The sequence below is a fragment of the Streptomyces sp. NBRC 110028 genome (genome assembly GCF_001417735.1).
In the GTDB taxonomy this organism is placed as follows: Bacteria; Actinomycetota; Actinomycetes; order Streptomycetales; family Streptomycetaceae; genus Streptomyces.
Genome location: NZ_BBUZ01000025.1, coordinates 613851 through 639404, shown reverse-complemented (window position 1 = coordinate 639404; position 25554 = coordinate 613851). Strand labels below are relative to the sequence as shown.

Genomic DNA, 25554 nt, shown 5'->3' with positions numbered 1-25554 from the left:
GCGGGGCTCGTCGCTTAGGCTCGGCAGCGGGCCTTGATCACGGCAGGGCGTGGGACGCCAGACACGGGACGAAAGGCGGCGCGGATGGCCGTACCGCAGGGACGCAGGAGCAGCACCTTCACCCGGCTGCTCCGGCACGGCTTCACCGACCCCTCCGCCGCTCAGCGGCTGCTGGACTCGCCCGAGGTGGCGGGCGTACGGGCCGACTCGGTGCTGCTGGACGCGCTGGGCGGGACCGCCGATCCGGATCTGGCGCTGCGCGGTCTGGTGCGGCTGGTGGAGGCGCTGCCGGAGGATGCCGGGGACGGCGAGGAGGCGGGGTCGCGCCAGGCGCTGCTGGACACGCTGGTCACCGCCAAGCCGCTGCGGGACCGGCTGCTGGGGGTGCTCGGGGCGTCCGAGGCGCTGGGCGATCATCTGGCGCGGCATCCGCAGGCCTGGCACGCGCTGCTGACGTACGAGCCCGCGGATCTGCATCCGACGACGCCCGAGTTCGAGCAGGCGCTGGCCGAGGGGATCTGGGGCGGGCCGGGGGCGGGAATGCCGCGGCCGGACGCGCTGCGGGTGGCGTACCGCAAGGCGCTGCTGGCGATCGCGGCGCGCGATGTGTGCGGGACCACCGATGTCACGCAGGCGGCGGCCGAGCTGGCGGATCTGGCGACGGCGACGCTGCGGGCGGCGCTGAAGATCGCGGCCGAGGAGCAGCCCGAGGACGCCGCCGCGTGCCGGCTGGCGGTGATCGGGATGGGCAAGTGCGGCGGGCGCGAGCTGAACTACGTCTCGGACGTCGACGTGATCTTCGTGGCGGAGGGCGTGGACGGGGTCGAGGAGGGCAGGGCGGTGCAGGCGGCCACCCGGCTGGCCGCGCGGCTGATGCGGATCTGCTCGGATGTGACCATCGAGGGCACGATCTGGCCGGTGGACGCCAATCTCCGGCCGGAGGGGCGCAACGGTCCGCTGGTGCGGACGCTCTCCAGCCATCTGGCCTACTACCAGCGGTGGGCCAAGACGTGGGAGTTCCAGGCGCTGCTGAAGGCCCGGCCGGTGGCGGGCGACGGCGCGCTCGGGCAGGCGTATGTGGACGCGCTGGCGCCACTGGTGTGGCAGGCGTCCGAACGCGAGAACTTCGTGCCCGATGTGCAGCAGATGCGCCGCCGGGTCGTCGAGAACATCCCGGTCGCGGAGATCGACCGGGAGCTGAAGCTGGGCCCCGGCGGCCTGCGGGACGTCGAATTCGCCGTGCAGATGCTGCAGTTGGTGCACGGGCGGAACGACGCGTCGCTGCGCAGCGGCACCACGCTGGACGCGCTCGCCGCGCTGGCCGCGGGCGGCTATGTGGGGCGTTCGGACGCGGCCGCGCTGGACGAGGCGTACCGCTTCCTGCGCTCGATGGAGCACCGGATCCAGCTGTACCGGCTGCGCCGCACCCATCTGGTGCCGGAGGACGAGGCGGATCTGCGGCGGCTGGGCCGGTCGCTGAACTTCCGTACGGAGCCGGTGGCCGAGCTGGGGGCGGCGTGGCGGCGGTACGCGCGGGAGGTGCGGCGGCTGCACGAGAAGCTGTTCTACCGACCGCTGCTGGACGCCGTCGCCCAGCTGGAGCCGGGTGAGGCCCGGCTCAGCTCCCGGGCGGCGGGGCAGCGTCTTGAGGCGCTGGGTTACGCCGATCCGGCCGGCGCGCTGCGTCATCTGGAGGCGCTGGCGTCCGGGGTGAGCCGCAAGGCGGCCATTCAGCGGACGCTGCTGCCGGTGCTGCTGGGCTGGTTCGCCGATTCCGCGGACCCGGACGCCGGGCTGCTGGGCTTCCGCAAGGTCTCGGACGCGCTGGGCAAGACGCCCTGGTACCTGCGGCTGCTGCGGGACGAGGGCGCGGCCGCGGAGAATCTGGCGCGGGTGCTCTCGGCGGGGCGGCTCGCTCCCGATCTGCTGCTGCGCGCCCCGGAGGCGGTCGCCCTGCTCGGCGATCCGGAGGGGCTGCGTCCGCGCGGCCGGGACCATCTGGAGCAGGAGGTGCTGGCCGCGGTGGGCCGCGCGGACGGGGCGGAGCAGGCGGTGGCGGCGGCGCGCGGGGTGCGGCGGCGCGAGCTGTTCCGTACGGCCGCGGCGGATGTGATCGAAAGCGCGCGGCTGGCCAACGGGTCGGTACGGCCCACCGTGAGCTGGCCGCCGCCGGGCGGCGAGGAGACCACCGCCGCGGCGAAGGCCGCCACGGCCGCCGCCGTACCGTCGAGGACGCCGGAGGTGCCCCGCGCGCTGCGCGACTCCGAGCCCCATGTGCCGGCCCGCCCCGCCGGCCACGCGCCCCCGGCCGAGGAGCCCCGGGACGCGGCGGCGCTGGCCGACCTGGTCGGCGACGCCGTCTCCGACCTCAACGCGGCGACCATCGCGGGCGCGCTGCGCGCCGCGGTCGGCGACACCTGGGGCGACGAGCTGCCCACCCGCTTCGCCGTGATCGGTCTGGGCCGGTTCGGCGGCCATGAGCTGAGCTACGGCTCGGACGCGGACGTGCTGTTCGTCCACGAGCCGCGCGAGGGCGCCGACGAACAGGAGGCCTCGCGGGCCGCGTTCGCCGTGGCCAACGAGATGCGGCGGCTGCTGCAGCTGCCCACCGCCGATCCGCCGCTGCTCATCGACGCCGATCTGCGCCCGGAGGGCAAGTCCGGCCCGCTGGTGCGCACCCTCGCCTCGTACGCCGCGTACTACCGGCGCTGGTCGCTGGTCTGGGAGAGCCAGGCGCTGCTGCGCGCCGAGCCGGTCGCGGGCGACCCGGACCTCGGGGCGCGCTTCATCGAGCTGATCGACCCGCTGCGGTATCCGGCCGAGGGGCTGGGTGAGGACGCCATCCGCGAGATCCGCCGTCTGAAGGCGCGGATGGAGTCCGAACGGCTGCCCCGGGGCGCCGATCCGACCACCCACACCAAGCTGGGCCGCGGCGGTCTCAGCGATGTGGAGTGGACGGTGCAGCTGCTCCAGATGCGCCACGGCTGGGAGCAGCCGGGGCTGCGCACCACCCGCACCCGCCGGGCCCTGGCCGCGGCGCACGCGGCCGGGCTGATCGGCACCGAGGACGCCCAGACCCTGGACGAGGCGTGGGTGCTGGCGACCCGGGTCCGCAACGGCGTGATGCTGGTCCGCGGCCGCCCGGGCGACACCTTCCCCAGCGACTCGCGCGAACTGGCCGCGGTGGGCCGCTACCTGGGCTACGGCCCGGGGCATGTGGGCGAGATGCTGGACGACTACCGCCGCACGACGCGCCGGGCGCGGGCGGTGGTGGAGCGGTTGTTCTACGAGTACGAGGACTGAGCAGCCCCGCGCACTCCTCCGGGCAGGGCGCCGGAACCGGCCGGGCCATACTCCTCCGCGCATGACCCCCATGGACACGGGCACATGTGTCGCACCAGTCATCAGCCGAGGAGGATCTCATGAGCGAACGCAAGCGTTGGAACTTTGTCCCGGCGACCCGTACCAGCAGCCTGGTGATCCTGCTGGTCGGCGTTTGCGTCCTGCTGAGCACCAGTTACTCGTTAGCCGACGGCGTGGCCGTTCTCCCCGTGGCCGCCGTCGTCCTCGCGGTCGCCACCATCGCCCTCGCGGTGGCCGGTCTGGTACGGGCCCGTCCCGAAGCCGACTGAGCGGCGATCGCCGGTACCGGCCGGAGGAGGAAGCCGGACCCGGGCCGATGCCATGATGGCGGCCCGGGTCCTCGCCGGCCCGGGAAGCACCCGCTGACCCGCGCCTACAGCACCGGCAGGCTCTTGCGCAGCTCGAAGGGGGTGACCTCGGAGCGGTACTCCTCCCACTCCTGCTTCTTGTTGCGGAGGAAGAAGTCGAAGACGTGCTCGCCCAGGGTCTCGGCGACCAGTTCGCTGCGCTCCATGAGGGTGATGGCCTCGCCGAGGTTCTGCGGCAGCGGCTCGATGCCGAGTGAGCGGCGCTCGGCGTCGGACAGCGCCCAGACGTCGTCGTCGGCGCCCGCCGGGAGTTCGTAGCCGCCCTCGATGCCCTTGAGGCCGGCGGCCAGCAGCACGGCGTAGGAGAGGTAGGGGTTGGCGCCGGAGTCGAGGGAGCGCACCTCCACCCGGGTGGAGCCGGTCTTGCCGGGCTTGTAGAGGGGGACCCGGACGAGGGCGGAGCGGTTGTTGTGGCCCCAGCAGATGTACGAGGGGGCCTCGCCGCCCGCGCCCGCCGTGCGCTGGGAGCCGCCCCAGATGCGCTTGTAGGAGTTGACCCACTGGTTGGTCACGGCGGAGATCTCCCCGGCGTGGCGGAGCAGCCCGGCGATGAAGGAGCGGCCGACCTTGGAGAGCTGGAACTCGGCGCCCGACTCGTAGAACGCGTTGCGGTCGCCCTCGAAGAGGGAGAGGTGGGTGTGCATGCCCGAGCCGGGGTGCTCGGAGAACGGCTTCGGCATGAAGGTGGCCTGGACGCCCTGCTCCAGCGCGACCTGCTTCATGACCAGGCGGAAGGTCATGATGTTGTCGGCGGTGGACAGCGCGTCGGCGTAGCGCAGGTCGATCTCCTGCTGGCCGGGGGCGCCCTCGTGGTGGGAGAACTCGACCGAGATGCCCATCGATTCGAGCATGGTGATGGCCTGGCGGCGGAAGTCCATGCCGATGTTCTGCGGGGTGTGGTCGAAGTAGCCGGAGGAGTCGGCGGGCACCGGGCGGGTGCCGTCCATGGGCTTCTGCTTGAGCAGGAAGAACTCGATCTCGGGGTGGGTGTAGAAGGTGAAGCCGAGGTCGGAGGTCTTGGCGAGGATGCGCTTGAGCACGTAGCGCGGGTCGGCGAAGGAGGGGGAGCCGTCCGGCATGAGGATGTCGCAGAACATCCGGGCGGTCCCGGGGGCCTCGGCGCGCCAGGGCAGGATCTGGAAGGTGCCCGGATCCGGCTTGGCGATCATGTCGGACTCGTAGACCCGGGCGAAGCCCTCGATCGCGGAGCCATCGAAGCCGATGCCCTCGTCGAAGGCGCCCTCCAGCTCGGCGGGGGCGACGGCCACGGACTTGAGGAAGCCGAGGACGTCGGTGAACCACAGCCGCACGAAGCGGATGTCGCGCTCTTCGAGGGTACGGAGCACGAACTCCTGCTGCTTATCCATGGTCCCCTATCCTTGCAGGTCAAACGGCTCTTTCAGCGGGCGCGGGGCACCTCGACGTCCCCAGTATCACGCGGCGGGGTTTCGGCGAGGTTTCAGATCCGCCCGGACCCGCTCCTCCCGCTCCGACACGATGTGTGCATCGTACTTTCATGCGGCCCGCTCACGGACCCGTGCCGATCGCGGCGCGAGGACGACCCGGGACGCACGATGCCCCCTTTTATACCCCTTGGGGGTAAGCTGTCGTATTGTCACGATCATCAGAGGATGAGACCGGGGAGACGGCGGTGCGCGAACGCCACCGGCTGCTGGTGCAGCGCATATGGCGGCGCGTCCACCCGCCTCCCGCCCCGATGCGGCGCGGGACGCGGCGGACGCGGCCCCCGCCCATGCGCACATCTCCCACCAGCATTGGGGTCCTCACTCATGCACGCACACTCTCGCCGCGCCGTACTCGGCGCGGGAATCGCCGTCGCGAGCGGCGGTCTGCTCGGCGGCTGCAGCCCCTCCGGCGGCGGAAACGGAATGGATGACTCCGGGCTGGGCGGGCAGGCGGGACCGGCCGCGGCGGGCCCGTCGGAGTACATCTCCCCGCACGGCCCGGAGGTCCGGGACCGCGAGGACCGGCGCGGCCCGGGGCCGGTTCGGCGGCTCCAGCTCACCGCCACCGCCACCACGCTGGACCTCGGCGCCCGCCAGGTGAGGTCCTGGGCGTACGAGGACCAGGTGCCCGGGCAGGCGATCCGGGTCACCGCGGGCGAAACCCTCGCCCTCACGCTGGTCAACCAGCTGCCGCAGCCCACCACGCTGCACTGGCACGGCATCCGGCTGCGCAACGACATGGACGGCGTCCCCGGCATCACCCAGCCGCCGATCGCGACCGGCGCGGCCTTCGACTACCGCTTCACGGCGATCAACCCGGGGACCTACTGGATCCACGCCCACTCCGGTGTCCAGCTCGACCGGGGGCTGTACGCGCCGATGATCGTCGAGGACCCGCGGGAGCCGCTGACGTACGACAAGGAGTGGATCGTCGTCCTCGACGACTGGCTCGACGGGGTCGGCGGCAACACCCCCGACAAGGTGCTGGCCCGGCTGAACGGCGGCCGGCCCATGGCCCACGGGACGGACGCCCAGCCGATGACCCACGGAACGGCGGCCCGGCGGCCGGGCCAGAGGCCGGAGACGGCCGCGAGCGGTATGCCGACGATGTCCCGGCCCGGCGGCAAGCCGTCCCCCTCCCCCACCCGCTCCACCCCCTCCGGCCTGCTGACCGGCGCCACGAGCGAGCTGCTGGGCGGTGCGGCGGGCCATGTCGCCTACCGGTACTACCTCATCAACGGGCGCACCCCCGACTCCCCGCAGGTCTTCCGGGCCAAGCGCGGCGACCGCATCCGGATCCGGATCATCAACGCGGGCGGCGACACCGCCTTCCGGGTGGCGCTCGGCGGCCACAGGATGACCGTCACCCACACCGACGGCTATCCCGTGCGGCACACCACCACCGACGCACTGCTGCTGGGCATGGGCGAGCGGTACGACGTGCTGGTGACCGCGAAGAGCGGGGTGTTCCCGCTCGCCGCCCTCGCCGAGGGCAAGAGGCGGTCCACGCTGGCCGTGCTCCACACGAGCGGCAAGGGCGCCAGGAAGTTCAAGCGCCCCAGGGAGCTGGACGGCGAGCTGGTCCGGGCCGACCAGCTGAAGGCCGCGGAATCGGTACGGCTGGAGTCGCGCCCGCCGGACCGCACGCTCCGGCTGCGGCTCACGGGGTCGATGCGGAAGTTCGACTGGGCGATCAACGACAGACCGTACGAGCCGACGCAGCGCTATCCGGTGCGGGAGGGCGAGCGGGTGCGGCTGACCTTCATCAACGGCACCGAGATGTGGCACCCCGTGCATGTGCACGGCCATACCTACGAGCTGCCGGACGGCGGGCCGCGCAAGGACACCACCATCCTGCTGCCGCACCGGAAGGTGAGCGTCGACTTCGACGCGGACAATCCGGGGCTGTGGATGGTCCACTGCCACAACGTCTACCACTCGGAGTCGGGGATGATGACCGTCCTCGGCTACCAGAAGTAGTCACGGCCCTCCGGCCACCGTCCGGGCCGGAGCCTCGGGCAGGAGACCTCGGACACGCACCGGTTATCGCGTCAGACAGACGATTACACTGGCCGCGTGCCTCAACTTCGCCTCGCTCTGAACCAGATCGACTCGACCGTCGGCGACCTCGCCGGGAACGCCGAGTCGATAGTCCACTGGACCCGGCACTCCGCCGAGCAGGGCGCCCATCTGGTGGCGTTCCCCGAGATGGCGCTGACCGGGTACCCCGTCGAAGACCTCGCGCTGCGCTCCTCCTTCGTGGAGGCGTCGCGCGCCGCGCTGCGCGCGCTGGCCGAGCGGCTGGACGCCGAGGGCCTGGGCGAGCTGCCGGTGGTCGTCGGCTATCTCGACCGCAGCGAGCGGGCCCGGCGCTACGGCCAGCCCGCCGGTTCCCCGCAGAACGCCGCCGCCGTGCTGCACCGCGGCTCCGTCGTCCTCACCTTCGCCAAGCACCATCTGCCGAACTACGGCGTCTTCGACGAGTTCCGTTACTTCGTGCCCGGCGACACCATGCCCGTCGTCCGCGTCCACGGCATCGACGTCGCGCTCGCCATCTGCGAGGACCTGTGGCAGGACGGCGGCCGGGTGCCCGCCGCCCACTCCGCCGGGGCCGGACTGCTGCTGTCGATCAACGCCTCGCCGTACGAGCGCGAGAAGGACGACACCCGCCTTGACCTGGTCCGCAAGCGCGCCCAGGAGGCGGGCTGCACCACCGCGTACCTGGCGATGATCGGCGGCCAGGACGAGCTGGTCTTCGACGGCGACTCGATCATCGTCGGCCGCGACGGCGACGTGATCGCCCGCGCCCCGCAGTTCGCCGAGGGGTGCGTCGTGGTCGACCTCGACCTGCCCGCCGCCGACCCGGCCGCCGTCCCCGAGGGCATCGTGGACGACGGTCTCCGCATCGACCACCGGACCCTCTCCGCCGACCCCCTCCCCGCCTACGACCCGGAGCCGGACCTCGCGGGCGGCGAGGCGGAGCGGCTCGACGACGACGAGGAGATCTACACCGCGCTGGTGGTGGGCTTGCGGGCCTACGTCGCGAAGAACGGCTTCCGCAGCGTGCTGATCGGGCTCTCCGGCGGCATCGACTCCGCCCTCGTCGCGGCGATCGCGTGCGACGCGGTCGGCGCGCAGAACGTCTACGGCGTGGCCATGCCGTCCCGCTACTCCTCCGAGCACTCGATCGCCGACGCGACCGAGCTGGCGCGGCGCACCGGGCTCAACTTCCGCACCGTCCCGATCGCCCCGATGTTCGACGCCTACATGGGTTCGCTGAACCTCACCGGGCTCGCCGAGGAGAACCTGCAGTCGCGGCTGCGCGGCACGATGCTGATGGCGCTCTCCAACGAGGAGGGCCACATCGTCCTCGCCCCGGGCAACAAGTCCGAGCTGGCGTGCGGGTACTCGACGCTCTACGGGGACTCCGTGGGCGCGTACGGCCCCATCAAGGACGTCTACAAGACGTCCGTCTTCCGGCTCGCCCAGTGGCGCAACCGCGCCGCGGAAGAGCGGGGCCAGACCCCGCCCATCCCCCAGAACTCCATCACCAAGCCGCCGAGCGCCGAACTGCGGCCGGGCCAGGTCGACACCGACTCCCTCCCGGACTACGACGTGCTCGACCGCATCCTTGAGCTGTACGTGGACCGCGACCAGGGGCGGCAGGAGATCGTCGCGGCGGGCTACGACGACGAACTGGTGACGCGGATCCTGCGGCTCGTGGACACGGCGGAGTACAAGCGCCGCCAGTACCCGCCGGGGACGAAGATCTCCGCGAAGGGCTTCGGCAAGGACCGCCGCCTCCCGATCACGAACCGCTGGCGCGAATCCGGCTGAGCCTGCGTGCGGAGTCCCGGTGCGGGGTTCCGGTGCGGGTGCGGGGTGGGTACGCCCGGGGCTTGTTCCGGGTGCCGGGGCGCGCCCTTCCGCGGGGTCCAGGGGCGCGGCTTCCTGGCACTACGGGGGCGGGGGCAAGGGGGCCGGCGGGACGGTGGGGTGGGCCCGGAGGGACTGGAGCAGCAGGGCCACGAGGCGGCGGGAGGCGGCGGCGGAACCGACGCCTCCGTTGGCCATGATCAGCAGCTTGATGTCGCCCGGTACGAAGTCGGGCCGCAGCTGTCCGCTCCGCTGCGCGCGCAGCGTCAGCTCGGCGAAGCGGCGCACGTGGTGGTCGCGGACGCGCTCGAAGTCGGTGGTCAGCGAGTCGGGGAGGGCGGCGAGGAAAGCGGCGGTGAAGCCGCGGTCCTCGGCCTGCATCGCGCACACCTTCTCGATGAACGTGGAGAAGCCGTGCCAGGGGTCGGGATCGGCGAGGACGGTGTCGAGGGTCTCCACGCAGCGGGCCATCTGGTCGGCGAAGGCCTCGGCCACGAGGGCTTCCTTGGCGGGGAAGTGGCGGTAGAGGGTCGCGGGGCCGACACCGGCGCGGCGGGCGATCTCGCGCATCGGCACATCGAGCCCGTGGGCGGCGAAGGTGTCGCCGGCGACCTCGATGATGCGCTGGCGGTTGCGCCGGGCGTCGGTGCGTTTCCGAGACGGATCGTCGGTCATGTCTCTTACTTTAGAAGGAAGCGGACGCCCTGTTCCGATTCGCTGTTAGCTTCGGCGGCAGTCGAGCGAGAGGTGCAGGAATGTTCGCTTTGCAGTACTCCGAGCTGGGCCCGCCGGAGGTGCTCACCGTCGGTGAGGCCGACGAGCCGCACGCCGGGCCCGGGGAGATCCGCATCGCCGTACGGGCCGCTGGGGTCACCCCGAGCGACTGGAAGCTGCGGGCGGGGGCGATCCCAGCCGGGGTCCTGCCCGACCTGCCGCTGCCGCACATCCCCGGGATGGACGCCGCGGGGGTCGTGGACGAGGTCGGGGAGGGCGTCAGCGGGGTGGCGGTCGGGGACCCGGTGTTCGGGATCGTCGCCACCGACCGGCTCGGGGGCGCGGCCGCCGAGTTCGCCGTGCTGGCCGCCTGGGCGGCCAAGCCGGACGCGCTGAGCTGGGAGGAGGCGGGCGGGGCGGCGGGCAACGTGGAGACGGCGACCCGCGCGCTGAACCTGCTGGGCGTCACGGAGGGTACGACGCTGCTGGTCGAGGGCGCGGCCGGGGGTGTCGGCACGGCGGCGGTGCAGCTCGCGGCCGCCCGGGGCGCCACCGTGATCGGTACGGCCCGGGAGGTGAACCACGCGTTCCTCGCCGGGCTCGGGGCGGCGCCCACCACGTACGGCCCCGGTCTGGCGGAGCGGGTCGCGGCGCTGGCGCCCGGCGGGGTCGACGCGGTGCTGGACGCGGCGGGCTCGGGCTCGCTGCCGGATCTCGTCGCGATCGCGGGGGACGCGCGGCGGGTGGTGTCGGTGGCCGACATGGCCGCGCACGAGCACGGCGCGCATATGACCTGGGCCGGCAGCGGGGACGCGCCCGGCCACGACGGGCTCGCGGTGGCGGCGGCCCTGGCCACCGAGGGCCGGTTCCGGGTGCCGCTGGGCGGGGTGTTCCCGCTGGCGGACGCGGCGAAGGCCCATGAGCTGAGCGCCACCGGCCACGCCCGGGGGAAGATCGTGCTGACGGTGCCGTAGGGGTAACGAAATGCGCCCCCGCCACACGGCGGGGGGCGCATGGCCGTGCGGAGGGTCAGCGCACCTCGGACAGGGTGGGCACCGAATCGCTGCCCGCGACGACGCGGGACTTCTCCGAGGAGCCGCGATCCAGCAGGCCCGCGGTCACGGCTATCGCCAGGCCGACCACCGCGAGCGCCGCGCCGACCAGGGTCGGGGAGGTCCAGCCCCAGCCGGCCGAGATGGCAGCGCCGCCGGCCCAGGCCCCGCCCGCGTTGGCGAGGTTGAAGGCCGAGTGGTTGGAGGCGGAGGCGATGGTCGGGGCGTGCTTCGCCTTGTTCATGACGAGCATCTGCAGCGGAGTGGTGGTCATGAAGCCCACCGCGCCGAGCAGGACGACCGAGACCAGCGCCGCCCACTTGATGTGCACGGTGAAGTCGAACACCACCAGCATCACGGCCAGCGCCGTCAGCGACCCGTACAGCGTGGGCCGCAGCGCGCGGTCGGTGAGCGGTCCTGCGACCAGCGCGCCGAGGGTCATGCCGATGCCGAAGAGGGCGAGCACGATCGTCACGGAGGACTCGGCGAAGCCGGTGACCTCGGTCATCATCGAGGCGAGGTAGCTGTAGACGGCGAAGACGCCGGCGAAGCCGAAGACCGCGGTGAGCAGCCCGAGCAGCACCTGCCGGTTGCCGAGGGCGCGCAGTTCGTGCGCGAGGCCGCCGTGCTGGTTCCGCGGCACCTGCGGGACGAGCCGGGCGAGGGACGCCATGGCGACGACGCCGATGCCGGTGACGACCAGGAAGGTGGCGCGCCAGCCCAGGCCCTGGCCGAGCGCCGTGCCCACGGGGACGCCGACGATGTTGGCGATCGTCAGGCCCAGGAACATGGTGGCGACCGCGCGGGCCTGCTTCTCCTCGCTCACCAGCCGGGAGGCGACCACCGCGCCGACACCGAAGAACGCGCCGTGCGGCAGCCCGGCGAGCACCCGCCCGGCGAGCAGCAGCCCGAAGGAGGGGGCGAGCGCGGAGGCGAGGTTGCCGATCGTGAAGAGCGCCATCAGCAGGACGAGCATGCGTTTGCGCGGGATGCGCGCGCCGAGGGCGGTGAGCAGCGGGGCGCCGATGACGACGCCGATGGCGTAGGCGGAGACGAGGTAGCCAGCGGTCGGCACCGAGGTGCCCAGATCGTCGGCGACGTTGGGCAGCAGGCCCATCATCACGAATTCTGTGGTGCCGATACCGAAGGCAGAGATCGCGAGAGCGAGCAGTGCCAGGGGCATGAGAGACCTTTCACAAGCGGTGAGGAAGGAGATCGTGCGTATGTTCTCTACCGGAACAAAGTCTCTCACGCGCTTTATTTCCTGAGCACCGTCCTCAAGGTGAACAGCGTGTTAGATCTTCGATGAGCAGGCTCAGAGCGTCACGGACGCCGCTACCGGAAGGTGGTCGCTGCCGGTCTGCCGCAGCGTCCAGGCCGAGACCGGGTTCACCCCGCGCACCATGATCTGGTCGATGCGGGCCATCGGGAACGAGGCGGGCCAGCTGAAGCCGAAGCCGTCGCCCGCGGCGCCCTGCGCGGAGCGCATCTGCGAGGTGACGGGGGCCAGCGAGCGGTCGTTCATCGTGCCGTTCAGGTCGCCGAGCAGGATCACCTTGTCCAGCGGCTCGTCACGGATGGCCTCGCCCAGCGCGTCGGCGCTCGCGTCGCGCTGCCCGGCGGTGAAGCCCGCGTTGAACTTCACGCGCACGGAGGGGAGATGGGCGACGTAGACGGCGACCTCGCCGCTCGGCGCGCTGACGGTGGTGCGCAGCGCCCGGGTCCAGCCCATCTTGATGTCGACCGGCTTGGTCCCGGACAGCGGGTACGTGCTCCACACCCCGACCGTGCCCTGCACGGCGTGGTAGCGGTAGGTGCCCGCGAGCGCCTTGGCGTACGTCGGCACGGCCTTGGTGGTCAGCTCCTCCAGCGCCACCACCTGCGCGCCCGAGGCGGCCACGTCCTTCGCGGTGGCCACCGGGTCGGAGTTGTCGGCGTTGACGTTGTGGGTGACGACGGTCAGGTCGCCGTCGCCGCCGGACTTGTCGGAGAACATCAGCCCGCCGAAGAGGTTCAGCCAGACGGCGACCGGCAGCACCAGCGCCACCAGGGCGCTCGCCGACCGCCGCACCAGGCCGAGCACCAGCAGCACCGGGAGGAACACCCCGAGCCACGGCAGGAAGGTCTCCAGCAGGCTGCCGAGGTTGCCGACGCGGTTGGGGATGTCGGCGTGGAAGATCATGACCAGTGCGAGCAGGATCGCGAACGCCGCGAGCAGCAGACCGCGCCGCCAGATTCCGCGGCTGTGCCGGAGCCGGTCGCGCAGGCGGTCGAATCGGGAGCCGGTCCGCTGGGGTGCGCCCCCGGACTGTCCCGTCTCCTGCGTGTACGCCTGCACCATGCGCTGTCCGTCCCTCACTTGCCGCTGCCCGCCTACCGTTCAAGACCCTAGGCGATGACCAGGGCATTCCCGACGCCCCCACCGGGCGTCCCTGCCCGGTGGACGCCCGGGCGGTACGCGGGGGTTCCGCCTCCCGTGACAACGGGGGCGGTTGTGACGCAACAGGCACAGAGCAACAGGCGCCACGGCGCCGGGACGCGCCGTCCGTCCTACGCTCGCATACGCCCTCTCAGCCGCGCGCCGAGACCCCCTCCAGAACGGTGTCCACGATCCGCTCGGCCAGCCCCTCCGGCAGCTCCTGCCACTCACGCAGGATCGCGCGCGCCAGCATCGGCCCGGTGAACAGGTCGGCCAGCAGCTCAAGATCGGTGTCCGCCCGGATCTCACCGCTGGCGATGCCCCGCCGCAGCACCGACCGCAGCGTCTCCCGGCGGACCTCGATGACGTTCTCCTCGTACGCCCGCCACAGCTCCCGGTGGGCGTGCGCCTGGGCCAGGACGCTGCGCATGAGGGCGGAGTCGCGCTTGGCCAGCCCGCGCCGGCGCAGGAACTCCAGCAGGGTGACGAGGTCGTCGCGGGCCGAGACCCCGGCCGGTGCGGGGCCCGGTTCCTCCAGCGACCGCAGGACGTCCAGCATCAGCGCGTTCTTTCCCGGCCAGCGGCGGTAGACGGTGGCCTTGCCCACCCCCGCCGCGCGCGCGATCCCCTCGATGGACAGCGCGCCGACACTCGAGCCCTCCTCCAGCAGCCGCAGCGCGGCCTCGATGATCGCGGCGTCGGTGGCGGCCCTGCGCGGCCGCCCGCGTGCCGGGACGGTGGGCGCCGTCATCGGTCGGCCCCCGCCCCGGCCTTCTCCCGTGGCCGCCCGCTGCCGGGGCCGCCGCCGTCCGCGCCCTTGCCGGGCAGGAAGGCCGCCACGACCAGCGCGCCGAACAGGGCGACGCCCGAGGCGCCGAGCGCGGTGAGGTGCATCGCGTGGATGAAGGAGTCATGGGCCGGGCCCAGCAGCACATGCCCCGCGGGACCCATACGGTCGGCGAGGGCGAGGGTGGCCTCGACGGACTCACCCGCCGAGTGCCGTACGGAGGCGGGCAGCCCGGGGACGGCGGCGAGGGTGCCCTGGATGCCCTCGCGGTAGGTGGCGGAGAGCACCGAGCCGAGGACGGCGACCCCGAGCGCGCCGCCGACCTGCCGGAAGGTGTTGTTCAGGGCCGAGCCGGAACCGGCCTTCTCACGCGGCAGCGCCTGCATGATCGCGGTGGTGACCGGCGGCATGATGTGCGCCATCCCCGCGCCCTGGAAGAAGAACAGCGTCTCCAGCACCCACAGCGGCGAATCGACGTCCAGCAGCAGGAACCCGGCCATGGTGGCGGCCACCAGCAGCATCCCGCCCGTGCACACGGCGCGGGCGCCGAACCGCTCCACGACCAGCCGGGCGCGCGGCGCGAACAGCAGCTGGGCGACGGCCAGCGGCAGGAGCAGCAGCCCGGAGTCCAGGGCGCTGAAGCCGCGCACGCTCTGGATGTAGAAGACCATGAAGAACGTCACGCCCATGAGCGCGAAGAAGACCAGCGCGACGGCGGCGATGGCGGCCGAGAAGGCGGGGTTGCGGAAGTAGCCGACGTCGATGGCCGGATGGTCGCTGCGCTTCTCGTGCCGGACGAACAGGCCCAGCACGAGGAGTCCGGCGCCGATCGTGGCCAGCACCTGGGCGTCGGTGAAGTCGGCGAGCTGGCCGCCCTTGATGATCCCGTACACCAGCAGCACCAGGCCGATGACGGACAGCAGCACGCCCAGCGGGTCCAGCCGGCCGGGTGCGGGGTCCCGGGAGTCGGGGACGAGCAGGATCATGGCGATGATCCCGGCGGCCACGACGGGCACGTTGACGAAGAAGACCGAGCCCCACCAGAAGTGCTCCAGCAGCACACCGCCGGTGATCGGCCCGATGGCGATGGCGAGGCCGACCGCGGCGACCCAGATGCCGATGGCCTTCGCCTGCTCCTCGCGCTCGAAGACGTTCACCAGGATGGCCAGGGTGGCGGGCATGACGAAGGCCGCGCCCAGGCCCATCAGCGCGCGGAAGCCGATCAGCTCGCCGGGCGAACCGGAGAAGGCGGCCAGCACCGAGCCCATGCCGAACACGGTCATGCCGCCGAGCAGCATCTTCTTGCGGCCGAGCCGGTCGCCGAGCAGCCCGGCGGTGAACAGCAGCCCCGCGAAGACCAGCGTGTAGGCGTTGATGGCCCACTCCAGCTGGCTCTGGGTGGCGCCGAGACCGGTGGGCTTGGGGCTGGCGATGGTCTTCATCGCCACATTGAGTATCGAGTTGTCCAGGACGACGACCAGGACGCTGAACATGAGGACGACCAGGATCGCCCACCGTCTGCGGTGAATCGCCTCGGCGGAGGGGGCTGCTGCCATATGGCCCAGGCTAGAACCGTTTCGATACGGCCCCGTCTCGTATGGCAAAGACTTTGCGAGCCTTTGTCCATCGAATGCTCATCCGTGCGCGAATGTCCCCACTTTCGCAGCGTCGGGAGGCGTGCCAGCATGGAGGTGGTCCGGGGACGCCGTCAGGGCGCCTCGAGATGACGAACAGGAGCCGTCGTAATGACGCACGTCAGCCCTGCGCAGAAGCAGTCACCGAAGGCGCTGTACGGGGGGACGAGTTCCCGCCGTGTCACCGTCCGTGACATCGCCGCCGCCAAGGAGCGCGGCGAGAAGTGGCCCATGCTCACCGCCTACGACGCGATGACCGCCTCCGTCTTCGACGAGGCGGGCATTCCCGTCATGCTGGTCGGCGACTCGATGGGCAACTGCCACCTCGGCTACGAGTCCACCGTGCCCGTCACGATGGACGAGATCGCCCTGCTGTCCGCCGCCGTCGTACGCGGCACCAAGCGCGCCCTCGTCGTCGGCGACCTGCCCTTCGGCTCGTACCAGGAGGGCCCGGTCCAGGCGCTGCGCAACGCCACCCGGCTGGTCAAGGAGGCCGGGGTGGGCGCGGTCAAGCTGGAGGGCGGCGAGCGCTCCGCCCACCAGATCGAACTGCTCGTCCAGTCCGGCATCCCGGTCATGGCGCACGTCGGCCTCACCCCGCAGTCCGTCAACGCGTACGGCGGCTACCCGGTGCAGGGGCGCGGCGAGGAGGCCGCCCAGCAGCTGCTGCGCGACGCCAAGGCCGTGCAGGACGCGGGCGCCTTCGGCGTCGTGCTGGAGCTGGTCCCGGCCGAGCTGGCCGCCGAGCTCACCCGCTCGCTGCACATCCCGACCATCGGCATCGGCGCGGGCGCGGAGTGCGACGCCCAGGTGCTGGTGTGGACGGACATGGCGGGCATGACCAGCGGCCGGGTGCCGCGCTTCGTCAAGCAATACGCCCGGATGCGGGAGGTGCTGGGCGACGCGGCGCGCGCCTTCGCCGAGGACGTCGTCGGCGGGGCGTACCCGGCCGAGGAGCACTCCTTCCACTGATGTTCCACTGAGACACAACGAGCCATCGCGGTACATCGACAGCCCGCCGACCGTCCCCCGTCGGCGGGCTGTCCGCCGCTTGTCGGCGATCTGTCGGCGAGGGGTGTCACTCTTACGGCATGACGCGACAGGAACACAAGATCAGGGACGGCAACGCCGTCGAAGTACGGGGGCTGGTCAAGCACTTCGGCGACACCAAGGCGGTCGACGGGGTGGATCTGGACGTGCCGGAAGGCACCGTCCTCGGTGTCCTCGGCCCCAACGGAGCCGGGAAGACCACCCTCGTCCGCTGTCTGTCCACCCTGCTGGTGCCGGACGCCGGCACCGCCGTCGTGGCGGGGTACGACGTGGTGCGGCAGCCCCGGCAGCTGCGCCGCACGATCGGTCTGACCGGGCAGTACGCCTCGGTCGACGAGAAGCTTTCCGGCTGGGAGAACCTGTACATGATCGGGCGGCTGCTCGATCTGCCCCGCAAGGAGGCCCGGGCGCGCGCGGACGCCATGCTGGAGCGGTTCTCGCTGACGGACGCCGCGAAGCGGGCCGCGGCCACCTACTCCGGCGGCATGCGGCGCCGGCTGGACCTGGCCGCCTCCATGATCGGCCGGCCCTCGGTGCTCTATCTGGACGAGCCGACGACCGGTCTCGACCCGCGCACCCGCAACGAGGTGTGGGACGAGGTCAAGCGCATGGTCGCCGAGGGCTCCACGGTGCTGCTGACCACCCAGTACATGGAGGAGGCCGAGCAGCTGGCGCACGACCTCACGGTCATCGACCGCGGCAAGATCATCGCCGAGGGCCGGGTCAACGAGCTGAAGGCCAAGGTCGGCGGGCGCACCCTGCAGATACGCCCCTCCGACCCCGGTGAGCTGAACCGCATGGTCGGCGCCCTCGCGCAGGCCGGGCTCGACGGCGTCGGCGGCGCGACCGCGGACATGGAGGAGGGCCTGGTCAACGTGCCGATCGTCAGCGACGAGCAGCTGACCGCGGTGATCGGCCTGCTCGGCGAGCGCGGCTTCACGATCGCCGGGATCGACACCCATCTGCCCAGCCTGGACGAGGTGTTCCTGGCCATCACCGGCCAGAAGACCTCCACGCCCGAGAACAGCACCCACGACAAGGCTCTTGAGGAGGTGGCCGCGTGACCACGGCAACGGTGCCCGCGTCCGCGAAGGACCTGCCCGGCGAGGGGCGGATCGGGCTGCGCGCCAATCTCCGGCACATCGGCGCGCTGGTGCGGCGTAACGCGCTGCAGATCAAGCAGGACCCGGAGTCGATGTTCGACGCGCTGCTGATGCCCATCGTCTTCTCGCTGCTGTTCACCTATGTCTTCGGTGGCGCGGTGTCGGGCGGCGACCGCAGCGAGTACGTCAACTACTTCATCCCCGGGATGATGGCGATGGGCGGGCTCAACATCGCCATGTCGGTCGGCACCGGTGTCAACGACGACTTCCGCAAGGGAGTGATGGACCGCTTCCGCACGATGCCGATCGCCCGCTCCTCGGTGCTGATCGCCAAGCTGATCGTGGAGACCGGGCGGATGCTGGTGTCCACCCTCATCCTGCTGGCCATGGGCTTCATCATGGGCTTCGAGCTGAAGACCGGCCCGGCCGAACTGGCGGCCGCAGTCGTCCTGGCCCTGATCTTCGGGTCGTCGCTGACCTGGGTCTTCATGCTGCTGGGGCTGTCGCTGAAGACACCGCAGGCGGTGCAGGGCCTCGGCTTCCTGGTGATCATGCCGCTGCAGTTCGGCTCGTCGATCTTCGCGCCGACCAACACCATGCCTGGCTGGCTGCAGTCCTTCACCAAGTACAACCCGCTCTCCCAGCTCGCCGACGCGGCACGCTCGCTGACCAGCGGCCACGGCCCGCTCGCCCATCCGGTGACCGTCGCCCTGGTGTGGGCGCTGGCCATCACGGTGGTCATGGCGCCGCTGGCGGTGCGCAAGTTCCGTACGAAGACCTGAGCGGTGGTTCAGACGAGGGCGGCGGCCTCCTCCACGGTGAGGCCCCCGCCCTCCGCGTACGCCCGCTCGTACCTCCCGTCGTCCAGCCAGGCCCGCGCCGCCGCCTCGCCCGCCGCCCGGTCCGCGCCCTCCTTGGCGGGAACCCGCTGGAGGCCGGGCCGCAGCGCGTCGTACGCGCCGAGCAGCCGTGCCGCGGCCTCGGCCCGCTCCGTGCCGCCGAGCGCGGCCAGCGCCCGCGCGGCGGTCACCAGCTGGATCACGGGCACCTGCGGGGCGACCACATGGGTCATGAAGTCGCCGGTCTTCGCCAGCGCCCCGCGAATCCGGGTCAGCGCCTCCCCCGGCTGCCCCTCCATCAGGTCCAGCCAGGCCATCATCCCCTCGACCAGGCCCTGGAACAGGTCGAGCGCCCGGTGGCGGAACTCGTGGTGCAGCACCGCCAGATGCTCCCGGGCCTCGGCCACCCGGCCCGTGACGCCGCACCGGTGGGCCAGGTGCATCCGGACGTACGTCGCGGCCTCGGCATCCGCCTGCGCCCGCTCCGCCAGCAGCTCGCGCAGGACCCGCTCGCCCTCCGCCGCCTCCGCCTCGTCCCCGTGCTCGACGTGCAGCCCCGCCAGCCGGGCCCTGAGCAGCGAGACGTGGGAATGCGCGTCCAGCTCCTCGACGTAGGCGATCGCCGCCCGGTAGTCGTCGGCCGCGGCCCGGCCGTCGCCGATCAGCTCCAGGGTCTCGCCGCGCCCGGACAGCGCCTCGGCCGTGCCCCAGGCGTCACCGAGGCTCTTGAAGATCTCCAGACTCTCGTCGGCGTCCCGGCGCGCCTGCTCCCCGGGATCGCCGCCGCCGCGCTGGGTCATCACCTTGGCCCGCATCTGGAGGGTGAAGGCCAGCTCCCAGGTGTAGCCCAGCTTCCGGCTGGTGCGCACCGACGCGTCCACGACGTCCCGCATCAGGGCGAGGTCGCCCGTCAGCAGCACCGCGAAGAACCACATGACGCCGGGGACCCGGCAGTTCTGCGGCAGTCCCGGGCGGTAGGCCTCGACGATGCCCCGCATCTCGCGCCGGGACTCCTCGTCGTCCATGGCGCGCAGATTGCCTTCGAGGTTGGCCAGCGCGAGCAACCGCACCCCGCGCCGCGCCTCCTGAAGCAGCTCGGGCTCCATCGGCGGCGGTTCGGCCGTGCAGCTCCGGTGCAGCGGGGGCGCCGGGGCGACCGGCGGCTCGAACGGGTTGGGGCCCATCCGCGCCACGGCCGTCGCCCACTGGCGTGCGTCGCCGCGGTGGCCGCGCAGGTTCCAGAACCAGCCGAGCGACAGCACCAGGCACAGCGCCTCCTGCTCGTCGCCCGCCGCGACGGCCCGGCGCAGCGCGGTGCGCAGGTTCTCGTGCTCGGTCTCCAGCCGGGGCAGCCAGACGCGCTGTTCGCGGCCGCGCAGCAACGGGTCGGCGGTACGGGCCAGCTCCCGGTACGCGACCAGGTGCCGCCGTTCGACCACGGCCCGCTCCCCCGCCTCGTCCAGCCGCTCCGCCGCGTACTCGGCGACGGTCTCCAGCAGCCGGTAGCGCATCTCGCCGTCCGTCCCGGGCGCGGCGACCACCAGCGACTTGTCGACCAGCGACCCGAGCAGCGCGGCGACGTCCCGGGGATCGACGGGCCTGCGGTCGCGCGGATCGCCGCAGACCGCCTCGGCCTCGGTGAGGTCGCAGCCGCCCGCGAAGACGGAGAGGCGGGCGAGGACGGTGCGCTCGCGGTCGTCCAGCAGGTCCCAGGACCAGTCGACGACGGCGCGCAGCGTCTGCTGGCGGGGCAGCACGGTGCGGCTGCCGCTGGTCAGCAGGCGGAAGCGGTCGTCGAGGCGGTCGGCGATCTGCCGTGGGCCCAGCAGCCGCAGCCGGGCGGCGGCCAGTTCGACGGCCAGCGGCAGGCCGTCCAGGCGCCGGCAGATCTCGGCGCACGCCGCCGGGTCGTCGTCGGTGCGGAAGCCGGGGCGGGCCGCCGCGCCCCGCTCCTGGAACAGCCGCAGCGCCACCGGGTCCGGCAGCGGCTCCACCGGGCGCACCAACTCGCCGGGGACCGCGAGCGGTTCGCGGCTGGTGGCCAGGACGGTGACGCCGGGGCAGCGGGCCAGCAGGGAGTCGGCGAGCCGCGCCGCGGCCTCGACCAGATGCTCGCAGTTGTCGAGCACGATCAGCATCCGGCGCGGTTCGCAGTGCTCCACGAGCCGCGCGAGCGGATCGTGGGCGGTCGGGTCGGCCGCGGCGCGCAGCCCCTCGGCGGCGCTGCCGCGGATGACGGTCTCGCGCGCGCCGAGCGCGGTGAGCACGGTCTCGGGCACGGTCTCCGGGTCGTCCACGGGGGCGAGTTCGGCCAGCCACACCCCGTCCGGCCAGGCGCTCGCGACCGATTCGGCGGCCTCCTGGGACAGCCGGGTCTTCCCCGCGCCGCCGGGCCCGAGGAGGGTGATCAGCCGGTGCGCGGCCAGATCGGTGCGCAGCGCGGCCAGATCGGCCTCCCGGCCGACGAAGCTGGTGAGCCGGGCCCGCAGATTGCCGCCGCGCGCGGGGCGCTCCGCCCGCTGGGGCCGCGGGGGCCGCTGGGCCTTCCGTGGCTCGGGAGCCAGCAGCTCGGCGTGCAGGGCGCGCAGCTCGGGGCCCGGGTCGGCGCCCAGCCGGTCGGCGATCTCCGCCCGGATCGCCTCGTACGCGGCCAGCGCCTCCGCTGGGCGGCCGGTGTCCCGCAGGGCGCGGATGCGCAAGCCGTGCAGCGGCTCGTCCAGGGGGTGCGCGTCGCACAGCTCGGCGAGCGCGGGGAGGGCCTGGGCGGCGTCGCCGAGGGCGAGGGCGGCGGTGATCCGGCCGCGCCGGGCGTCCAGCCGCTGGGCCTCGGCGCGGGCGGCCGCGGCCATCGCGTCGGGCAGGTCGGTGAGCGCCGGGCCGCGCCACAGGGCGAGGGCGTCGTCGTAAGCCGCGGCGGCCTTGGCCGGGTCGTCGTCGGCGAGGGCGCGGGCGCCCTCCTCCGCGAGCCGTTCGAAGCGGTGCAGATCGACGTCGTCGGGCTCGGCGCACAGCCGGTAGCCGCCGGGGCCGGACGCGATCGCCGCCTTGCCGACGGCCCGCCGCAGCCGCGCGACGAGGGCCTGCAGCGCCCCGTTCTCGTCGGCGGGCGGGTCGGTGTCCCAGACCTCGGCGATGAGCGCGCCGTTCGTCCGCAGCCGCCCCGGGGTCAGGGCGAGCGCCGTCAGCAGGGCGCGCAGCCGTGCGCCGCCGAGGTCGACGGGGGTGCCGTCGTCGTGGTGGGCCTGGGTGGTGCCGAGTATGGCGTAGCGCACGGCCCCATTGTTGTCGATGCGGCGCGCGGCCGGGCGTGGGCCTCAGCCTCGCACCACTCGCGCGAACTGCGAGGAGTCGAGGACGAGCGTTTGGTCGTCCACCGGGATTTCGATCTTCTCGCCGAAGTCACCGGTCACGGTGTGCCGGTAGTTCCCCTCCTGCGGGCGGGTCAGCAGCGTCCAGCGGGCGGTGAGCACGTTGACGACGAGGTACGCCTCGATACCGCGCAGGGCGTAGTGATCGGCCTTGGTGCTGTAGTCGCGCTCCTCGCTCTCCGGAGAGACGATCTCCACGACGAAGCTGAGCAGCTCTTCCGGAAACCTGCTGGCACCATCGACGAATTTGTCATTCGGCACGGCCGACACGTCCGGTTCCGGGCTGTAGCCCTCCCGGGGCGGGACCACGCTGAACTCGCCCACCGCTGTCCAGCCCGGCAGACCTTCCTCGATCTGGCTTGCAATGCGCCGCTGGGTCCTCCAGTGCGCTTGGGTAATCGGTACCAACGTGAGTCCGTTCCTGGTCAGCCGCAGCCGCATGCTTCGGGGCAGCCGAATCTGCTCGTGCAGTTCCACCGCCCGGTCCTCCATGATCGTCATGCTTCCTCCCTGGCCAGGTTGGTCTCAGATTAGCCGCTGGAGAGCCCGTCCGCGTGGCGCTGATCACGTCTGTTCCCGCTCGACCGGAACTCTGCGCACACTGATCACCGTTCTCCCGTCAGTGCCCACCACCCTGTACGGAGACCTCACTCGATGACCACCGCCATCAGCCGCCGTGAGCGGCGGATCAGCCCTGTGTTCCTCGGCCTGGTAGCGATCATGGCCGTGTCCGCGTGGGCGGTGTGGACGGACTACTCCTCCAGCCCCGGCTTCGCCGTCTTCCTCTTCGTGGTCTCCGGCTGGGTCGTCTCGCTGTGTCTGCACGAGTACGCGCACGCCCGTACCGCGCTGCACGGCGGTGATCTGTCGATCGAGTCGAAGGGCTATCTGACCCTCAACCCGCTGAAGTACACGCATGTGGCCCTGAGCATCGTGCTGCCCGTCATCTTCGTGATCATGGGCGGGATCGGGCTGCCGGGCGGGGCGGTCTTCATCGAGCGGCACCGGATCCGGGGCCGCTGGCGGCACAGTCTGATCTCGGCGGCGGGACCGCTGACGAACGTGCTGTTCGCCGCCGCGCTCACCGCCCCGTTCTGGCTCGGCGGCGCGGGGCAGGTGCCGCTGGTCTTCCGCTTCGCGCTCGCGTTCCTGGCGCTGCTCCAGGTCACCGCCGCGATTCTGAACTTCCTGCCGGTGCCGGGGCTCGACGGCTACGGGGTGATCGAGCCGTGGCTGTCCCACCGGATCCGGCGGCAGGTCGAGCCGTACGCTCCGTTCGGCCTGCTCGCGGTCTTCGGCATCCTGTGGATACCCGAGGTCAACCAGGTCTTCTTCGACGCGGTCGACACGATCATGCGGGGGCTCGGCGTGACGCCGTTCGAGACCTACTTCGGTCAGGAGTTCTTCCGCTTCTGGCAGGGCGCGCCGCAGTTCCCCGGGATCAGCTCGTAGCGCCCGCGGCCTCCCGCTCGGCCTTGGCCTTGCGCAGGGAGAACCAGGCCATGTTGGACGAGATCCCGGCGAGCAGGACCCAGACGACGCCGAGCCAGCTGCCCCGCGCGAACGAGACGACGGCCGCGGCGACGGTCAGGGCGCAGACGAGGAGGGCGTAGACGGCGAGGCGGGGCATGGGGGTGGCTCCTGTGGGGTCCTGTCGGGGGTGTGCCTGTCGACATTGTCGCCCATGCCCCGCCGGGGCGTACGGCGCGGGCTCCGCACGGACGTCCGCTCAGACGTCCGCTCAGATGTCCGTCACGCGCAGGCCCGCGTGGGCCTTGTAGCGGCGGTTTACCGAGATCAGGTTGGCCACCAGGGACTCGACCTGGTGGGCGTTGCGCAGCCGGCCCGCGAAGACGCCCCGCATGCCCGGGATGCGGGCGGCCAGGGCCTGCACCAGGTCGGTGTCCGCGCGGGACTCGCCCAGCACCATGACGTCCGTGTCGATCTCCGCGATCTCCGGGTCCTGGAGCAGTACGGCCGACAGGTGGTGGAAGGCGGCGGTGACGCGGGAGTCCGGGAGCAGGGCCGCGGCCTGTTCGGCGGCGCTGCCCTCCTCCGGCTTCAGGGCGTACGCGCCCTTCTTGTCGAAGCCCAGCGGGTTGACGCAGTCGATGACGAGCTTGCCGCTCAGCTCCTCGCGCAGCGCCTCCAGCGTCTTGCCGTGGCCCTCCCACGGGACGGCGACGATCACGATGTCGCTGCGGCGCGAGCACTCGGCGTTGTCCGCGCCCTCGATGCCCAGCTCGGCGCCGCCCAGCTCCTCGGCCGCGGTCTGTGCGCGCTCGGCGGCGCGGGAGCCGATGATCACCTTCTGCCCGGCCCGGGCCAGCCGGTAGGCGAGGCCGCGGCCCTGGTCGCCGGTGCCGCCGAGCACGCCGACGACCAGGCCGGAGACGTCCGGGAGGTCCCAGGGGTCCTTGGCGGGGGCCTTCTTGGCGGGGGCTTCGTTGGGGGCGGTCGTGCCGTCAGGAGTAGTCATGACAGCGATACTGTCACGCCCACGTCAGGCCTTCACGCTCCCGTCCGTCAGCCCGGTGCGCCAGTACCGCTGGAGGACGCCCATCAGCACCATCAGCGGCAGCACGGACAGGAAGGCGCCGCCGACCGTGTACTGGTACAGCTCCGGCTGCCGGTCCGCGTAGCCGGTCCAGGAGGTGAGGCCGAGCTGGATCGGATAGAGGTCGGAGTCGGAGAGCATGACCAGCGGCAGGAAGAAGTTGTTCCAGATGTGCACGAACTGGAACAGGAAGACGGTGACCAGGGCAGGGGGCATCAGCCGCAGCCCCACCGTGGAGAAGATCCGCGCCTCCCCCGCCCCGTCGATCCGCGCCGCCTCCATCAGCGAGTCGGGGACGGCGGCCGCCGCGTAGATCCGGCAGAGATAGACGCCGAAGGGGCTGACGACGCTGGGGACGAGGACGGCCCAGTAGGTGTTGGCCAGGCCGACGCGGCTGAAGAGGAGGTAGAGGGGGAGGGCGAGCGCGGTGCCGGGGATGAGGACCCCGGCCAGGATGACGTTGAAGATCCCCTCCCGCCCGGGGAAGCGGAACTTGGCGAGGGCGTACCCGGCGGCGGCCGACAGCAGGGTCGCGGCGAGGGCGCCGACGCCCGCGTACATCAGGCTGTTGGCGAACCACCGTGCGTAGATGCCGTCGTCGTACGTCAGTACCTGGCGCAGACGGCCGAGGGGGTCCGGGTCGTGGAACCAGAAGCCGAAGGTGCCGAAGAGGTCGCTGCTGGACTTGGTCGAGGAGACGACGAGCCAGTAGACGGGCGTGAGGAAGTAGACGGCGGCGACGGCGAGCAGCGAGACGGTGATGACGCGGTACCGCAACGCGGGCCGCCGCCCGCGCTCCGGGCGTCGGCGGTCCGCGCGTCGGCGGTCCGGGCGGGCCGTGCCCGGTGCGGGGCCGCCGCCGTCGTCCGACCCGCCGGTGCGCGCTCCGGGGGCCGATTCCGTGCCCGAGCCGGGGCCGGAGCGTGGCGCGGGCACGTCCCCGGGGCGGCCCGGGGCA

General features: G+C 72.4%; 20 protein-coding genes. 9 read left to right on the top strand and 11 right to left on the bottom strand.

What is annotated here, in order from left to right; genetic code table 11:
* Positions 1 to 84: 84 nt before the first annotated feature.
* Together ASC60_RS15010 and ASC60_RS15005 are read left to right on the top strand one after the other, a co-directional pair.
* Entirely contained in the window at positions 85 to 3303 is a 3219-nt protein-coding gene (locus ASC60_RS15010; RefSeq protein WP_055550923.1) for a bifunctional [glutamine synthetase] adenylyltransferase/[glutamine synthetase]-adenylyl-L-tyrosine phosphorylase, read from the top strand.
* A gap of 119 nt (positions 3304 to 3422) precedes the next feature.
* Positions 3423 to 3632, top strand: a complete 210-nt coding sequence (locus ASC60_RS15005) for a hypothetical protein (protein ID WP_055550921.1) — start codon at positions 3423 to 3425, stop codon at positions 3630 to 3632.
* 104 nt (positions 3633 to 3736) lie between these two features.
* On the opposite strand, the gene glnA is transcribed toward ASC60_RS15005, so the two are convergent.
* Positions 3737 to 5098, bottom strand: a complete 1362-nt coding sequence (gene glnA, locus ASC60_RS15000) for a type I glutamate--ammonia ligase (protein WP_055550919.1) — start codon at positions 5096 to 5098, stop codon at positions 3737 to 3739.
* 423 nt (positions 5099 to 5521) lie between these two features.
* Between glnA and ASC60_RS14995 the strand changes: the two genes are divergently transcribed.
* Together ASC60_RS14995 and ASC60_RS14990 are read left to right on the top strand one after the other, a co-directional pair.
* Positions 5522 to 7177, top strand: a complete 1656-nt coding sequence (locus ASC60_RS14995) for a multicopper oxidase family protein (RefSeq protein WP_055550917.1) — start codon at positions 5522 to 5524, stop codon at positions 7175 to 7177.
* Positions 7178 to 7273: 96 nt separating this feature from the next.
* The gene (locus ASC60_RS14990) at positions 7274 to 9034 is read left to right on the top strand and encodes an NAD+ synthase (protein WP_055550915.1); all 1761 of its coding nucleotides are present in this window, start codon (positions 7274 to 7276) and stop codon (positions 9032 to 9034) included.
* A gap of 120 nt (positions 9035 to 9154) precedes the next feature.
* Here the strand turns inward: ASC60_RS14990 and ASC60_RS14985 are convergent, their stop codons facing one another.
* The gene (locus ASC60_RS14985; protein WP_055550913.1) at positions 9155 to 9748 is read right to left on the bottom strand and encodes a TetR/AcrR family transcriptional regulator; all 594 of its coding nucleotides are present in this window, start codon (positions 9746 to 9748) and stop codon (positions 9155 to 9157) included.
* Positions 9749 to 9828: 80 nt separating this feature from the next.
* Between ASC60_RS14985 and ASC60_RS14980 the strand changes: the two genes are divergently transcribed.
* Positions 9829 to 10761: an NADP-dependent oxidoreductase gene (locus ASC60_RS14980; RefSeq protein ID WP_055550911.1), complete on the top strand. Its 933-nt coding sequence runs from the start codon at positions 9829 to 9831 to the stop codon at positions 10759 to 10761.
* A 55-nt stretch (positions 10762 to 10816) separates the two neighbouring features.
* On the opposite strand, the gene ASC60_RS14975 is transcribed toward ASC60_RS14980, so the two are convergent.
* The 4 genes from ASC60_RS14975 to ASC60_RS14960 all read right to left on the bottom strand — a co-directional run bounded on the left by ASC60_RS14975 (position 10817) and on the right by ASC60_RS14960 (position 15601).
* Complete coding sequence (locus ASC60_RS14975) at positions 10817 to 12022, bottom strand: MFS transporter (protein WP_055550909.1); 1206 nt, start codon at positions 12020 to 12022, stop codon at positions 10817 to 10819.
* Positions 12023 to 12154: 132 nt separating this feature from the next.
* Complete coding sequence (locus tag ASC60_RS14970; RefSeq protein ID WP_055550907.1) at positions 12155 to 13180, bottom strand: endonuclease/exonuclease/phosphatase family protein; 1026 nt, start codon at positions 13178 to 13180, stop codon at positions 12155 to 12157.
* A 229-nt stretch (positions 13181 to 13409) separates the two neighbouring features.
* The gene (locus ASC60_RS14965; protein ID WP_055550905.1) at positions 13410 to 14009 is read right to left on the bottom strand and encodes a TetR/AcrR family transcriptional regulator; all 600 of its coding nucleotides are present in this window, start codon (positions 14007 to 14009) and stop codon (positions 13410 to 13412) included.
* Positions 14006 to 15601 carry a DHA2 family efflux MFS transporter permease subunit gene (locus tag ASC60_RS14960; protein ID WP_055550903.1) on the bottom strand — a complete coding sequence of 532 codons (1596 nt, stop codon included), beginning with the start codon at positions 15599 to 15601 and terminating at the stop codon, positions 14006 to 14008. The genes ASC60_RS14965 and ASC60_RS14960 overlap by 4 nt, the downstream gene beginning before the upstream one ends.
* Positions 15602 to 15790: 189 nt before the next feature.
* Between ASC60_RS14960 and panB the strand changes: the two genes are divergently transcribed.
* From panB to ASC60_RS14945, 3 genes are all read left to right on the top strand, one after another.
* Positions 15791 to 16651 (top strand): 3-methyl-2-oxobutanoate hydroxymethyltransferase, encoded by an 861-nt coding sequence (gene panB, locus ASC60_RS14955; RefSeq protein ID WP_055550901.1) that lies wholly within the window; start codon positions 15791 to 15793, stop codon positions 16649 to 16651.
* A 119-nt stretch (positions 16652 to 16770) separates the two neighbouring features.
* Positions 16771 to 17793 carry an ATP-binding cassette domain-containing protein gene (locus tag ASC60_RS14950; protein ID WP_055550899.1) on the top strand — a complete coding sequence of 341 codons (1023 nt, stop codon included), beginning with the start codon at positions 16771 to 16773 and terminating at the stop codon, positions 17791 to 17793.
* Positions 17790 to 18614, top strand: coding sequence for an ABC transporter permease (locus tag ASC60_RS14945; protein ID WP_055550897.1), 825 nt, complete (start codon positions 17790 to 17792; stop codon positions 18612 to 18614). The genes ASC60_RS14950 and ASC60_RS14945 overlap by 4 nt, the downstream gene beginning before the upstream one ends.
* A gap of 8 nt (positions 18615 to 18622) precedes the next feature.
* Here the strand turns inward: ASC60_RS14945 and ASC60_RS14940 are convergent, their stop codons facing one another.
* Both ASC60_RS14940 and ASC60_RS14935 read right to left on the bottom strand, forming a co-directional pair.
* The gene (locus tag ASC60_RS14940) at positions 18623 to 21943 is read right to left on the bottom strand and encodes a BTAD domain-containing putative transcriptional regulator (protein WP_055550895.1); all 3321 of its coding nucleotides are present in this window, start codon (positions 21941 to 21943) and stop codon (positions 18623 to 18625) included.
* Between the two features lie 42 nt (positions 21944 to 21985).
* Entirely contained in the window at positions 21986 to 22540 is a 555-nt protein-coding gene (locus tag ASC60_RS14935) for a Uma2 family endonuclease (RefSeq protein ID WP_055550893.1), read from the bottom strand.
* A gap of 153 nt (positions 22541 to 22693) precedes the next feature.
* Between ASC60_RS14935 and ASC60_RS14930 the strand changes: the two genes are divergently transcribed.
* The gene (locus ASC60_RS14930) at positions 22694 to 23491 is read left to right on the top strand and encodes a site-2 protease family protein (RefSeq protein ID WP_055550891.1); all 798 of its coding nucleotides are present in this window, start codon (positions 22694 to 22696) and stop codon (positions 23489 to 23491) included.
* Here ASC60_RS14930 and ASC60_RS14925 read toward each other — a convergent pair.
* From ASC60_RS14925 to ASC60_RS14915, 3 genes are all read right to left on the bottom strand, one after another.
* A complete protein-coding gene (locus ASC60_RS14925) occupies positions 23481 to 23669 on the bottom strand; it encodes a hypothetical protein (protein ID WP_055550889.1) in 189 nt (62 codons plus the stop codon). The two genes, ASC60_RS14930 and ASC60_RS14925, sit on opposite strands and share 11 nt — an antisense overlap.
* 111 nt (positions 23670 to 23780) lie before the next feature.
* Complete coding sequence (npdG, locus tag ASC60_RS14920; RefSeq protein ID WP_055550887.1) at positions 23781 to 24518, bottom strand: NADPH-dependent F420 reductase; 738 nt, start codon at positions 24516 to 24518, stop codon at positions 23781 to 23783.
* A 24-nt stretch (positions 24519 to 24542) separates the two neighbouring features.
* A complete protein-coding gene (locus ASC60_RS14915) occupies positions 24543 to 25373 on the bottom strand; it encodes a carbohydrate ABC transporter permease (protein ID WP_055551134.1) in 831 nt (276 codons plus the stop codon).
* Positions 25374 to 25554: the final 181 nt, after the last annotated feature.

What these genes read in the sequence shown, in the direction of transcription:
- ASC60_RS14950 (WP_055550899.1), top strand. Translation starts at nt 16,771, where the DNA reads ATGACGCGACAGGAACACAAGATCAGGGACGGCAACGCCGTCGAAGTA.
- ASC60_RS14960 (WP_055550903.1), bottom strand. Translation starts at nt 15,601, where the DNA reads ATGGCAGCAGCCCCCTCCGCCGAGGCGATTCACCGCAGACGGTGGGCG.
- ASC60_RS14995 (WP_055550917.1), top strand. Translation starts at nt 5,522, where the DNA reads ATGCACGCACACTCTCGCCGCGCCGTACTCGGCGCGGGAATCGCCGTC.
- ASC60_RS14935 (WP_055550893.1), bottom strand. Translation starts at nt 22,540, where the DNA reads ATGACGATCATGGAGGACCGGGCGGTGGAACTGCACGAGCAGATTCGG.
- glnA (WP_055550919.1), bottom strand. Translation starts at nt 5,098, where the DNA reads ATGGATAAGCAGCAGGAGTTCGTGCTCCGTACCCTCGAAGAGCGCGAC.
- ASC60_RS14985 (WP_055550913.1), bottom strand. Translation starts at nt 9,748, where the DNA reads ATGACCGACGATCCGTCTCGGAAACGCACCGACGCCCGGCGCAACCGC.
- ASC60_RS14975 (WP_055550909.1), bottom strand. Translation starts at nt 12,022, where the DNA reads ATGCCCCTGGCACTGCTCGCTCTCGCGATCTCTGCCTTCGGTATCGGC.
- ASC60_RS14970 (WP_055550907.1), bottom strand. Translation starts at nt 13,180, where the DNA reads ATGGTGCAGGCGTACACGCAGGAGACGGGACAGTCCGGGGGCGCACCC.
- npdG (WP_055550887.1), bottom strand. Translation starts at nt 24,518, where the DNA reads ATGACTACTCCTGACGGCACGACCGCCCCCAACGAAGCCCCCGCCAAG.
- ASC60_RS15005 (WP_055550921.1), top strand. Translation starts at nt 3,423, where the DNA reads ATGAGCGAACGCAAGCGTTGGAACTTTGTCCCGGCGACCCGTACCAGC.
- ASC60_RS14965 (WP_055550905.1), bottom strand. Translation starts at nt 14,009, where the DNA reads ATGACGGCGCCCACCGTCCCGGCACGCGGGCGGCCGCGCAGGGCCGCC.
- ASC60_RS14930 (WP_055550891.1), top strand. Translation starts at nt 22,694, where the DNA reads ATGACCACCGCCATCAGCCGCCGTGAGCGGCGGATCAGCCCTGTGTTC.
- ASC60_RS14980 (WP_055550911.1), top strand. Translation starts at nt 9,829, where the DNA reads ATGTTCGCTTTGCAGTACTCCGAGCTGGGCCCGCCGGAGGTGCTCACC.
- panB (WP_055550901.1), top strand. Translation starts at nt 15,791, where the DNA reads ATGACGCACGTCAGCCCTGCGCAGAAGCAGTCACCGAAGGCGCTGTAC.
- ASC60_RS14925 (WP_055550889.1), bottom strand. Translation starts at nt 23,669, where the DNA reads ATGCCCCGCCTCGCCGTCTACGCCCTCCTCGTCTGCGCCCTGACCGTC.
- ASC60_RS15010 (WP_055550923.1), top strand. Translation starts at nt 85, where the DNA reads ATGGCCGTACCGCAGGGACGCAGGAGCAGCACCTTCACCCGGCTGCTC.